We start from the raw sequence: 13,726 nt of genomic DNA on the forward strand, positions 1-13,726 counted from the left end.
TTCTAAATGGACTATTGGTAATTTAACTAATGGTGAAAGTGTTTATTTAGTTGTTAAAACTACTGTTGTTGCTTCTAATGTTAATGTTACTAATGTTGCTTTAGTTAATTCTTCAACTTATGATTCTAATGAGACTAATAATAAGGACAATGATACTGTTGAGGTTCCTCCTGAAGCTGATTTAAGCGTAATTAAAGTAGTTGACGTTCGCATGGCTCATATTGGTGATGTTGTGACTTGGACTATTAGGGTTACTAATAATGGTCCTGATGCTGCGGTTGATGCTTTTGTTGATGATGTTATTCCTGGTGAGTTATCTGGTGTTACTGTTGTTGATGTTTCTAAAGGTTCTTTTGTTGGTTCTAAATGGACTATTGGTAATTTAACTAATGGTGAAGTTGTTAAATTAGTTGTTAAAACTACTGTTGTTGCTTCTAATGTTAATGTTACTAATGTTGCTTTAGTTAATTCTTCAACTTACGACCTTAATGAAACTAATAATAAGGACAATGACACTGTTGAAATTGTTCCTCAGGCTGATTTGACAGTTAATAAGACTGTATCTGAACCAGAAGTACATAAGGGTACTGTTGTTTATTGGACTATTACTGTTAAAAACAATGGCCCTGATGATGCGTTTAATGTGACTGTTACTGATGCTGTTCCTGAAGGTTTAATCAATGTTGTTCCTTACGGTGATTATGAAGGATTCTTTAAGAATAATGTCTGGACTATTGATAAAATCGCTAACGGTGAAAGTTACAAGTTAGTTCTTAAATCTGAGGTCAATGTGACTAATACTACTATAGTTAATAATGTTACTGTGACTTCTGATACTTACGATCCAAATGAAACAAACAATAACGGCACAAATCAAACTGTTGTTCCTCCTGAAGCAGATTTAGAAATCATCAAGACTGTTTCTAATGTTTCTGCTCATAAAGGGGATAGCATTTCCTGGACTATTACTGTTACTAATAATGGTCCTGATGCTGCTGTGAATGTTGTTGTTAATGATGTTATTCCTGCTGGATTGATCTATAATGGTGTTATCAGTGTTGATGATGGTTCATTTGATGGTGAAGTTTGGTCTGTTGATGAAATCGCAAGTGGTGAAACTTTAGTTTTAGTTATTAACACTACTGTTGATACTACTAATGTGACTATTCCGAATGTTGTTAATGTGACTCCTGATACTTATGATCCTAATGAGACTAATAACAATGCTTCTAACAGCACTGTTATTCCTCCTGAGGCTGATTTGGAAGTTATCATTGTAAATAACTTTGAGGAATCAGGTGATGTCTGTCATAAGGGTGATACAATCACCTGGACTATTACTGTGACTAATCACGGTCCTGACACTGCTGTTAACTCTACTCTTAAAGATGTTTTACCTGATGGTGTAATTTATGTTAGCCATAGCACTCCTAACGGTACTTACGATAATGAAAGTGCTGTATGGACTATTGGCGATATTCCTGTCGGTGAAACCGTTACTTTGACTATTGTTACTACAGCAAACACTACTAATGACACTGTTTACAGAAACGTATCTGTTTCATCTGATACTTATGATCCTAACTTAAGCAATAACAAGGACGACAGTTCTGTTGTTATTCATCCTGAAGCTGACTTAGAAATTGTTAAGACTGTTTCTAATGTTTCTGCTCATAAGGGAGACAGTATTTCTTGGACTATTACTGTTACTAATAATGGTCCTGATGCTGCTGTGAATGTTGTTGTTAATGATGTTATTCCTGCTGGATTGATCTATAATGGAGTAATTAGTGTTGATGATGGTTCATTTGATGGTGAAGTTTGGGCTGTTGATGAAATCGCAAGTGGTGACACTTTAGTTTTAGTTATTAACACTACTGTTGATACTACTAATGTGACTATTCCGAATGTTGTTAATGTGACTTCTGATACTTATGATCCAAATGAAACCAACAATAATGCATCCAACAGTACTTATGTTCCTCCTGAAGCTGATTTGAAGATTATTAAATTAGTTTCTAATGCTTCTGCCCATAAAGGGGACAATATTACCTGGACTATTGTTGTTATTAATCATGGACCTGATACCGCTGTAAATGTAAGGGTTAATGAGACTATTCCTGATGGTTTGGTTTTAGTTACTGAATTCGGCAAGGATGTCTATGATGGCAGTGTTTGGTATGCTGGTGATATCGCAAGCGGTGAAAATGCTACTTTGACCTTTGTTACCCAAATCAGCACAACCAATGTAAACATTACCAATGTTGTGAACGTTACATCTGATATTTATGACCCTAATGAAACCAATAACAATGCATCCAACAGCACTGAAATTCCTCCGGAAGCAGATTTAGAGATTATTAAGACTGTTTCTAATGTGACTGCTCATAAAGGGGATAGCATTTCCTGGACTATTACTGTTACTAATAATGGTCCTGATGCTGCTGTGAATGTTGTTGTTAGTGATGTTATTCCTGCTGGATTGATCTATAACGGTGTAATTAGTGTTGATGATGGTTCATTTGACGGTAAAGTTTGGTCTGTTGATGAAATCGCAAGTGGTAAGACTTTAGTTTTAGTTATTAACACTACTGTGGACACTACTAATGCAACTATTACCAATGTTGTTAATGTGACTTCTGACACTTATGATCCAAATGAAACAAACAATAACGCATCCAACAGTACTTATATTCCTCCTGAAGTGGATTTAGAAATTATTAAATTAGTTTCTAATGCTACTGCTCATAAAGGGGACAATATCACTTGGATTATAACTGTTATTAATCATGGACCTGATACCGCTGTTAACGTTAAAGTTAATGAGACTATTCCTGATGGTTTGGTTTTAGTTACTGAATTCGGCAAGGATGTCTATGATGGCAGTGTTTGGTATGCTGGTGATATTGAAAGCGGTAAGAATGCTACTTTGACTTTCGTTACTCAAATCAATACAACCAATGTAAACATTACCAATGTTGTGAACGTTACATCTGATATTTACGACCCTAATGAAACCAATAACAATGCATCCAACAGTACTGAAATTCCTCCTGAAGCTGATTTAGAGATTATTAAGACTGTTTCTAATGTTACTGCTCATAAGGGAGATAGTATTTCCTGGACTATTACTGTTACTAATAATGGTCCTGATGCTGCTGTGAATGTTGTTGTTAGTGATGTTATTCCTGCTGGATTAATCTACAATGGCGTAATCAGTGTTGATGATGGTTCATTTGACGGTAAAGTTTGGTCTGTTGATGAAATCGCAAGTGGTAAGTCTTTAGTTTTAGTTATTAACACTACTGTTGATACCACCAACGCTACAATTCCGAATGTTGTTAATGTGACTTCCGATACTTACGACCCTAATGAGACCAATAACAATGCTTCTAACAGCACTGTTGTTCCTCCTGAGGCTGATTTGGAAGTTATTATCGTTAATAACTTTGAGGAATCCGGTGATGTCTGCCACAATGGTGATACAATTACCTGGACTATTACCGTAACTAATCATGGACCTGATGCGGCTGTTAACTCTACTCTTAAAGATGTTTTACCTGAAGGTGTTGTTTATGTAAGCCATAGCACTCCTAACGGTACTTATGATAATGAGAAAGCTGTTTGGTCTATTGGTGAGTTGCCTGTCGGTGAAACTGTTACTTTGACTATTGTCACTACAGCAAACACTACTAATGCTACAGTTTACAGAAATGTGTCAGTTTCATCTGATACTTATGATCCAAACTTAAGTAACAATTATGACAACAGCTCCGTTGTAATTCCACCTGAAGCAGATTTAACTATCAATAAAACCGTTTCCAACGCTTCAGCTCATAAAGGAGATAGCATTTCCTGGACTATTACTGTAACCAATAACGGTCCTGATGCTGCAGTGAATGTTACCGTTTGTGATGTTATTCCTGCTGGATTGATCTATAATGGTGTAATTAGTGTTGATGATGGTTCATTTGACGGTAAAGTTTGGTCTGTTGATGAAATCGCAAGTGGTAAGTCTTTAGTTTTAGTTATTAACACTACTGTTGATACCACCAATGTTACAATTCCTAACGTTGTAAACGTGACTTCTGACATTTACGATCCTAACGAAACCAACAATAATGCATCCAACAGCACTGAAATTCCTCCGGAAGCTGACTTGGAAGTTATCATCGTTAATAACTTCGAGGAGTCTGGTGATGTCTGCCACAAGGGCGATACTATTACCTGGACTATTACTGTGACTAATCACGGTCCGGATGATGCTGTTAACACTACTTTAAGTGATGTTTTACCTGATGGCGTTATTTATGTAAGCCATAGCACTCCTAACGGTACTTACGATAATGAAAGTGCTGTCTGGACCATTGGCGATATGCCTGTCGGTGAAACCGTAACTTTAACTATTGTTACTAAAGCGAACGCTACTAACACAACAGTCAACAGGGACGTCAACGTATCTTCCGATACTTATGACCCAGATATGAGCAATAACAAGGACAACAGTTCCGTTGTTATTCCTCCTGAAGCAGACCTTCTAGTTAACATTACAAATAACTTTGAGGAAAACGGCACTTCAGCTCACAATGGTGAAGAAGTTGTCTGGACTATAACAGTTACAAATAACGGACCTGATGATGCAATTAATACAATCTTGAAAGATATCTTGCCTGACGGATTAATTTATGTTTCCGATGATTCTAACGGTACTTATGATAATGAGAGTGCTGTATGGACCATTGGCGACTTGCCTGTTGGAGAAACTGTTACTTTAACAATCAGAAGTTTAGTAAACGCTTCAAACGTTACAATCACTAAAGATGTTTCCGTTAAATCCGACACTTACGATCCTAATTTAAGTAATAATTATGACAACAGCTCTGTTGATGTCATCCCTGAGGCTGACCTGGAAATTATTAAAGTGGTTTCCAATGACGCTCCTCACAAGGGTGACAAAATCACCTGGACCATCATTGTCAAAAACAATGGTGGAGATACAGCCGTCAATACGGTTGTAACCGATAAACTGCCTTCCGGCTTGGTTTATGTTTCAGATGATTCCAACGGCGCTTATGACCATAATACTGGAATTTGGACTGTAGGTGATTTGGCTAACGGAGAATCTGCAACCTTGAACATTGTAACTGTAGTGGATACTACAAACGCAACCATTGTTAATTTAGCAAACACTTCCTCCGATACCTACGACCCTAATGAAACAAACAACGAATGCAACAAGTCAACCACTGTTCCGCCGGAAGTTGATTTGGAAATAACCGTTGTGCCAAATGTCGATAAGGTCACTGTCGGAGATAAGGTTGAATTCAAAGTTACTGTAGTAAATCATGGACCAGATACTGCAGTTAACACTCGTGCACATATCACAATACCTGATGCATTAAAACTCTTGGGCTTTAAACCATCTAAAGGTAGTTATGATCCGGATACTGGAATTTGGACCATTGGAGACTTGGCTCCTGGTGAAGAAGTGACACTCATACTCAATACTCAAGCATTGAAATCAGGAAAATTCACTGTTGAAGCATCAGTTGAATGCGACACCTATGAAAGTGACCTTTCCAATAACTTTGATGCATGTGAAATCGATGTGATTGCACCTGAACCACCGGCTGACACTCCTCAAAATGGCGTTCCGGCTCATCCTGAAATGCACGCTACAGGTAATCCGATTGCATTGATATTGATATCATTGCTTTCAATTGTGGATATTTCACTAAAAAGGAAAAGTTAAACACTTTTAAATGGGAAAATTTTATTTTCCCATATTTTTTCATTTTTTGCTCAAATTTAACTTCAATATAATGAAAGTTATGTATAAAAATTCAATACTTTTTCTATTAAACTGTTATTTTAATCGTACTGATTTTCAATAATATTGATTTATCAAAACTGTTTTTCAAAAACAAATTGCGCAATCTACATCACTTAATACAAGTTTCTTATTTTTCCAATTTTCAAACAATATAAAAGACATTAGTGAGAAATATATCAATGATTAAATTAGATGTGTGATTAAATGAAAAGTGATAGTATTAAAAAAGGAATTCAAAGAGCTCCACACAGGTCTCTTTTAAGGGCTTGCGGTTTGGATGACGATGACTTTAAAAAGCCTTTCATCGGAATCGCAAACAGTTTTACAGACATTGTACCTGGACACATTCATTTGAAAGAACTGGTTGAATTCGTCAAAGAGGGAATCATTGCCGCAGGAGGTATCCCCTTCGAATTCGATACAATGGCAGTGTGCGACGGAATAAGTATGAACCACGAAGGTATGAAATACTCCCTTCCTTCACGTGAAATCATCGCAGCAACCGTTGAGTCAATGACAAAAGGACATGCATTTGACGGTCTTGTACTGATTCCAAGCTGTGACAAGGTTGTTCCGGGAATGATTATGGGTGCAGCACGCGTAAACGTTCCGTCAATCGTCGTTACAGGCGGACCTATGCAGTCAGGTGAATACAACGGAAAACCTGCTGATTTGATTACCGTATTTGAAGCTGTCGGTGCAAACTCCGCCGGAAGAATGACTGAAGAGGAAGTCTATGAGCTTGAAAGATGCGCATGTCCGGGTGCGGGAAGCTGTTCAGGACTCTTTACAGCAAACACCATGGCATGTATAACAGAAACATTCGGTTTGTCCCTTCCTACATGCGCAACCACCCATGCAAGGACTGAAGAAAACAACCAGATTGCATTTGAATCCGGAAAACAGATCATTGAACTTGTTGAAAAGGACATCAAGCCTTCAGACATCATGACCCAGGAAGCATTCAACAATGCAATAGCAGTGGACATGGCATTGGGCGGTTCATCAAACACAGCGCTTCACATCCCTGCAATAGCAAGTGAAGTTGAAGGTGTTGACGTGGATTTGGAACTTTTCGATGAGATATCAAGAAAAGTGCCTCACATTGCACTCATCTCCCCTGCAGGAGAGGATTCAATGATGGATCTCCATTTGGCTGGAGGAATTCAGGCTGTTTTAAAAACACTGGGCGATAAGATTGACACCGACCAGCTTACAGTAACCGGAAAAACCATTGCGGAAAATCTTGAAGACGTGGAAAACAGGAACACCGATGTCATCCACACCCTTGACAATCCCGTTCATGAGGACGGCGGCATTGCAATTCTTAAGGGAAACCTTGCACCTAACGGCAGTGTAGTCAAAAAGGGTGCGGTTGCAGATAATCTGATGCATCTTAAAGGACCTGCAAAGGTATATAACTCTGAAGAGGATGTCACAAAAGCTATATTTGACCATGAAATCGAGGAAGGAGACATCGTTGTAATCAGATATGAAGGTCCGAAAGGAGGTCCGGGCATGCGTGAGATGCTTAACCCTACATCAGCACTTGCGGGAATGAACATCAAGGATGTCGGACTTATTACCGACGGAAGATTCTCCGGAGGAACCCGTGGCCCATGCATAGGTCACGTTTCACCTGAAGCAATGGAAGACGGTCCGATTGCAGCCATTCAAAACGGTGACATCATTGAGATTGACATCAACAAGAGGCTGATCAACGTTGAGCTGTCAGATGAGGAAATCGAAGAAAGGCTGAAAGAGGTCGAACACCCTGAAAGTGACGTTTCCGGATGGCTTGCATTGTATCAGAAACTCGTACACTCAGCAGACACAGGTGCTATTTTAAGGTAGTGTTAAGATGGAAATGCTCAAATACAGTGAAATCGATCTGGCCGAAACCATCAAAAGGTCAGAAGAGGATGTAAACAAGGTGCTGGACATAGTTTCCGACATTTTAAACAATGTTAAGGACAACGGCGATGCGGCTATTGGAGAATATACTGAGAAGTTCGACGGCGTTACAATAGAAAATCTGAAAGTATCCAAAGATGAAATCAAAGAGGCTTATGAGACCCTTGACGATGAACTGCTAGCCGCACTTAAAAGCGCTGCAGATAACATTGAAAGATTCCATAAAAAACAGATTCCGTCAGAATGGGAAATGGAAGTCAATCCTGGAATCGTTGCTGGCCAAATAGTAAGGCCAATAAACTCAGCTGGCTGTTACATACCTGGAGGCCGTGCCGCTTACCCTTCATCAATTCTCATGACAGTAATCCCTGCAAAGATTGCAGGAGTTGAAAAGGTGGTCTGCGTAACTCCGCCACAAAAGGACGGCAAGATTCTGGATGCAATTCTTGTTGCTGCGGATATTGCAGGTGCCGATGAGATTTACAAGGTCGGCGGTGCACAGGCAATTGCGGGCCTTGCATACGGTACAGAATCTATACCTCGGGTAGAAAAAATTGTGGGTCCGGGCAATATATTCGTTACCGCTGCAAAGAAACTTGTGTATGGTCAAGTAGATATCGAGTTTCCGGCAGGCCCTTCTGAAGTTCTAATATTGGCTGACTCTACAGCAAACCCTGAATTTTTGGCAACTGATATCCTGGCACAGGCTGAACATGATCCAAACGCATCATGCTTTTTGGTGACTGACGATGAGAAGTTAGCTAGTGATACCGATGAGTTTGTGGCCAAATTGACTGCAGAGGCACCAAGGCGTGAAATCATTGAGGAGTCATTGTCAAAAAGTGGAAAAATCATTATCACTGACACATTCGAGGAAGCTATTCATGTTACAAATGAATATGCTCCCGAACATTTAATCATATCCACAAAGGATGATGATGAAACCTTATCACACATCAAAAACGCAGGTTCAATATTTTTAGGTGCTTACTCACCTGTTGCTGCAGGTGATTACGGTTCAGGAACAAACCACGTGCTTCCGACAGGCGGCGGGGCAAAAATGTATTCCGGACTTTCAACAGAGGCATTCATCAAAAAGCCTACAGTTCAAAGAATAACCAAAGAAGGTCTAAAGGAGCTCTCAAAGACTTCAGTTCCTATTGCGGAATATGAAGGATTTTTTGCACATGCAAACTCATTCAAGACAAGATTGAGGGATTAAATGGATTTCGAAAGGGTGGATATGGACCAGATGACAGAAGAGGAGCTTCAGGAATCATTCCGCCAAAGCCAGCTTCTCTTCAAGCTAAACCACACAATGCCGATGACTCCCGAATATGATGAAGTATTAAAGGAACTAATGGGGGACAACCTTGGTGAAAACTCAAGGATAATGGCACCGCTTTCAGGAGCTGCTTTGGATAAGCTAGTCGTCGGCGATAACGTTTTCATCAACTCCAACTGCCTTGCAATGGCCCGTGGTGGAATAACAATTGAGGATGATGTGATGCTTGCAGCAAACGTTCAGCTGCTCTCCAACAATCACGACGAGTACAACAGAAACGTGCTTCTCTGCAAACCGATCCACATCAAGAAAGGAGCATGGATAGGTGCGGGCGTTTCAATTCTTCCGGGCGTAACCATAGGCGAATATGCAATTGTGGGTGCCGGAGCAATAGTCACAAAGGATGTCGGCGACTATGAGGTTGCCGTTGGCGTTCCTGCGAAGGTAGTTAAAACTTTGGATAAGGAAAAATTTTAATTTCCTTACAATTTTCTTTTTTTAAAACAATTTTTTAAACTGACTTTATTTTTACAAATTCACTTTCTAACTACTTTAAATATTATTATACTCAAAAATTTGACTTAATAGATAAATTAAAACTTAATTGATAGATTGGATGTAACAGTTATGAAAATTCTATTATGTCCTCTATTAATGGGGGTGAAGAATAATGAGCAATATAATGTTATTGCTCAAAGTGGTATTAATTGTAGCCGAAATAATAGATTTATACTTATCAATCTGTTGTTAAAGTTATAATTTCTTAGACAGTCGAATTTAGTAAGGTTGGTTCGTGATTTTTTCAAGGTCCGCAAGCTGGAAGTTTTGCGTAACTCTTCCCAGCCTTATTTTATATTTTTCAATGGTTCAACATTGTTTTTTTTTAAAATAAACATTAAATATGGTTTTAGTTAATTTTATATATTATGTAATTTAATAGTACAACAAGAATATGATTAGTTCATATTCACACTTTCATTAATAGAAAGCAATCTATTGATTAAACAGTTGTCTAATCTTGCGGTAGTTTATAGGTTTCGACCTATAAACTTAGACAACACTAAATTAACTCTTTTTTCCTTGAATTTTTCATTCATTGCTCTTTGAGTAGTTAAATTTATTTATCATTTTAATCTATATTATTTTGAATATGATTTGTTTCATATTCTAGTACTTTCTTTACAAAAGAAAAAAATTAGGTATAAAACAGTTGTCTAATCTGGTGGTAGTTTGTAGGTTTCGGTCTACAAACTTAGACAACACTTATTTTAGAATTATTTTTCCTGGCATTCAAAATTCTTTTTGATTTTACATATGTTTATTAAACATTAAAACCAAACTAAAATCATAATGAAAATTTATCATTATCATTAATTTTTACAAACCTAGAGGTGAATAATTTGCAAGGTTTATTAAAAGACTGGAGAAGAACCAACTACGCTAACCAATGCAATCCTGAAATTGCAGGCAATGACATTACTGTAATGGGTTGGGTACATGAAATCCGTGATTTCGGAGGAATCATGTTCGTCATCATCCGTGATGTCACTGGCAGGGTTCAAATAACAGCTCCAAGCAAAAAAGTAGACGAAAAAATAATGGAAGAATTAAGAGAATTCAGAAAAGAATCCGTTGTAGCTATTAAAGGTACCGTACAGGAAGCTCCAAAAGCTCCAAACGGCGTTGAAGTTTTACCAAAAGAAGTTAAAGTATTGAACTTGGCTAACCAACCTTTACCAATGGATCCAACAGAAAAAGTAAAAGCTGGAATCGACACAAGATTGGACTCAAGGTTCATCGACATGAGAAAGGAAAACGTTTCAGCAATATTCAAGATTAAAGGTCAGATGTTCCATACCATCAGAGACTTCTTCTATGATAATGGATTTTATGAAATCAACACTCCTAAGCTAGTGGCATCCGCTACAGAAGGAGGTACAGAACTGTTCCCTATTGCATACTTTGACAGGGAAGCTTTCCTCGGCCAATCCCCACAGCTTTACAAACAGATGATGATGGCTGGAGGAATGGACAAGGTATTTGAAATCGGCCAGATTTTCAGGGCTGAAGAGCACGATACCTTAAGACACTTGAACGAAGCTGTCTCCATCGATGCGGAAGCATCCTTTGCAGACGATGAGGATGTAATGCAAATTTTAAATGACATGCTCGTACGTGTAATCACAGACATCAACGACAAATGCGCTGACGAGCTTGAAATCCTAGGTCACGAACTTGAAGTTCCTGAAGAGAAATTCCCACACGTAACCTATGATGAAGCGGTTGACATCGTAAATGCACACGGAGTTGAAATGCCATGGGGTGAAGACCTGTCCCGTGAAGCAGAAAAAGCTTTAGGTGATGAAATGGGAGGATTCTACTTCCTTACAAGATGGCCTTCAGCAATCAAGCCGTTCTATGTAATGCCTGTTGACGGCGATGAAAAATACGCTCATGCATTCGACTTGATGTATAATAATTTAGAGTTATCTTCCGGTGCTACCCGTGTACACCAGCATGACTTGCTCGTAAAACAAATCCAGGAAAGAGGATTAAACCCTGAAGGATTCGGAACATACCTCAAGGCATTCGAATACGGTATGCCTCCTCACGCAGGTTGGGGTGTAGGTGCTGAAAGACTGACCATGGTCATGACCGGGTCTGAAAACATCCGTGAATGTGCTCTCTTCCCAAGAGACAGACACAGATTAACACCTTAATCTCTTTTCTTTTTTTTTAAGATAATATGGAAGAATATGATATAGCTGTTGTTGGCGGAGGTCCGGCAGGAATCATGGCTGCAATTGCTGCAAGCCGGAATTCTGCAAGGGTGATACTGCTTGAGAAGAACTCCTCACTTGGTCGCAAGCTGTTGCTGACCGGCGGGGGCAGATGCAACATTACAAATCTGAAGCCAATAAAAAAGCTATTGAATATTTATCCTCAAAAAAACTTTTTAAAACACTCTTTTTACTCATTTACAAATGAAGATTTACTGTCACTTTTTGAGTTGGAATTCATCACCGAAGAGGACAACCGTGTCTTTCCAAAAAGCGGAAAGTCCAGTGATATCCTGGAAGGCTTAACTGATAAGCTGGAAAATGTAAGTATATGTTATAATTTTGAAGTAAAAAGCATCACTGACGATTTTGTTATAAACGATAAGCTGAAGGCGGAAAAAATCATCATTGCAACCGGAGGGATTACCTATCCTCAAACAGGATGTGGCATCAAAAACTATTCCTTGACCTCACAGCCATTGACTGACATTAAATACGGTCTAAGTCCGTTAATTACTAAAAAGGACTTGTCCAGTATTGCCGGTGTAACGCTCTATGATGTTGTTATAAGTTATAAGAAAAGAAAGGTTCGGGGAAATGTGCTGTTTTCACATGTTGGCCTAACAGGTCCCGGCATAATCAACCTGAGTAATGAAATCTCAGAAGGTATAAGTTATAACTTATTGGAAAATGAACCGGAAATTGACGCAGAAATCGCCATTGACTTATGTCCTGAGCTCGCCCGTGAAGACTTGCTTGACAGGTTCACAAAGGACTTTCAGACTAAAGGAAAAACAATGATAAAAAATTATCTGAAGCTATTTTTAACAAACTCCTTCATTGAATATTTCCTTGCCCAATGCGGCATCGATGCTGAAACCCAGCTGTCCAGAATAAACAGGAAATCAAAAAACAGGCTAGCTGAAAACTTAAAGAGATTCTCCTTTGAGATTACAGGCTTTAATAAGGATTTGGCTAAAGTGACTATTGGGGGCATTGATTTGAATAATGTCAATCCCAAAACCATGGAATCGAAACTGATTCCTAATTTGTATTTTGCAGGTGAGGTTTTGGATGTTCATGGTCCGACCGGCGGATATAACCTGAAGATTGCCTTTTCAACCGGTTATCTGGCGGGGTTGTCTGCAGCCAGATAAATTTGGTCGAAACATTTTCATACTATTCTAATAAGCATATGCTCTTGTTCAATAAGTTGAACAATAATTAACCCTTAATTTTAAGATCATTACGCTACAATCTTTTAAATCGAGAATAATTGAAAAAAGACATATAAAAAAATAATCTTTAAATAAGATATAATCACATATAATATCTTGTAAGATTTTAAAGATAAAAGTATTCCCATTTAGTCTTGTCGTGATGAGCGGCGAATTAGGTGCTTTATGGGTTCTTTAATCTTTACAAATTATTTTTAAATACTTATTTTCAATTGTTTTTATAAATTTATGCAGGTTTTGTTTGTCAAATACAATGATGAAGGCTTGATAATTGATATTATTTAATCTATTTAAAATATCTATTATAACATCATCAGGTGTAATGGTGCCTTTAATCTTATTCATCTTCTTGATTTTTCTATGTTTCCGGTAAGTGTTTTTAATCAAATTATCAAGTTTTTTTTGGATTGTCAACCATGATTCCTGCGAAAACAATATATTTTGAACTGGAATACTTGTTTCCTAAATCTCCACTTTCATCAATATAGACATATTTCATCGCATAAAATATATGCGCAATATTATTTAAAAAGCTTTCTGTAATCTTATTATAAATAATTAAATTAAAATTGACCTTATATTATAAAATTGACTTCATTTATAACTGCAATATTTATATGCTGGATGAAAAACGAAGGTATTGCATTTTTGGCAACCACAAAATTTCATTTTAAAG

General features: G+C 38.0%; 7 protein-coding genes. 6 read left to right on the forward strand and 1 reads right to left on the reverse strand.

The window, feature by feature from the left end:
* The 6 genes from ACKI30_RS02885 to ACKI30_RS02910 form a co-directional block, all read left to right on the forward strand.
* Nucleotides 1-5,752: CARDB domain-containing protein (locus ACKI30_RS02885; RefSeq protein WP_407409737.1), on the forward strand; the 5,752-nt coding region annotated here is incomplete at its 5' end.
* A gap of 285 nt (nucleotides 5,753-6,037) precedes the next feature.
* Nucleotides 6,038-7,687 (forward strand): dihydroxy-acid dehydratase, encoded by a 1,650-nt coding sequence (gene ilvD / locus ACKI30_RS02890; protein WP_407409739.1) that lies wholly within the window; start codon nucleotides 6,038-6,040, stop codon nucleotides 7,685-7,687.
* A 7-nt stretch (nucleotides 7,688-7,694) separates the two neighbouring features.
* Nucleotides 7,695-8,969 (forward strand): histidinol dehydrogenase, encoded by a 1,275-nt coding sequence (gene hisD, locus ACKI30_RS02895; protein ID WP_407409741.1) that lies wholly within the window; start codon nucleotides 7,695-7,697, stop codon nucleotides 8,967-8,969.
* Complete coding sequence (locus tag ACKI30_RS02900; protein ID WP_292738823.1) at nucleotides 8,970-9,509, forward strand: DapH/DapD/GlmU-related protein; 540 nt, start codon at nucleotides 8,970-8,972, stop codon at nucleotides 9,507-9,509.
* 923 nt (nucleotides 9,510-10,432) lie between these two features.
* A complete protein-coding gene (gene aspS / locus ACKI30_RS02905) occupies nucleotides 10,433-11,752 on the forward strand; it encodes an aspartate--tRNA(Asn) ligase (RefSeq protein ID WP_407409744.1) in 1,320 nt (439 codons plus the stop codon).
* Between the two features lie 26 nt (nucleotides 11,753-11,778).
* Entirely contained in the window at nucleotides 11,779-12,969 is a 1,191-nt protein-coding gene (locus ACKI30_RS02910; RefSeq protein ID WP_407409746.1) for an NAD(P)/FAD-dependent oxidoreductase, read from the forward strand.
* A gap of 472 nt (nucleotides 12,970-13,441) precedes the next feature.
* Here ACKI30_RS02910 and ACKI30_RS02915 read toward each other — a convergent pair whose 3' ends face one another.
* Complete coding sequence (locus ACKI30_RS02915) at nucleotides 13,442-13,549, reverse strand: DUF3800 domain-containing protein (RefSeq protein ID WP_292738830.1); 108 nt, start codon at nucleotides 13,547-13,549, stop codon at nucleotides 13,442-13,444.
* Nucleotides 13,550-13,726 lie beyond the last annotated feature (177 nt).

The sequence above is a fragment of the Methanobrevibacter sp. genome (genome assembly GCF_045539575.1).
In the GTDB taxonomy this organism is placed as follows: domain Archaea; phylum Methanobacteriota; class Methanobacteria; order Methanobacteriales; family Methanobacteriaceae; genus Methanocatella.

What these genes read in the sequence shown, in the direction of transcription:
- ACKI30_RS02900 (WP_292738823.1), top strand. Translation starts at nt 8,970, where the DNA reads ATGGATTTCGAAAGGGTGGATATGGACCAGATGACAGAAGAGGAGCTT.
- ACKI30_RS02915 (WP_292738830.1), bottom strand. Translation starts at nt 13,549, where the DNA reads ATGAAATATGTCTATATTGATGAAAGTGGAGATTTAGGAAACAAGTAT.
- ilvD (WP_407409739.1), top strand. Translation starts at nt 6,038, where the DNA reads ATGAAAAGTGATAGTATTAAAAAAGGAATTCAAAGAGCTCCACACAGG.
- ACKI30_RS02910 (WP_407409746.1), top strand. Translation starts at nt 11,779, where the DNA reads ATGGAAGAATATGATATAGCTGTTGTTGGCGGAGGTCCGGCAGGAATC.
- hisD (WP_407409741.1), top strand. Translation starts at nt 7,695, where the DNA reads ATGGAAATGCTCAAATACAGTGAAATCGATCTGGCCGAAACCATCAAA.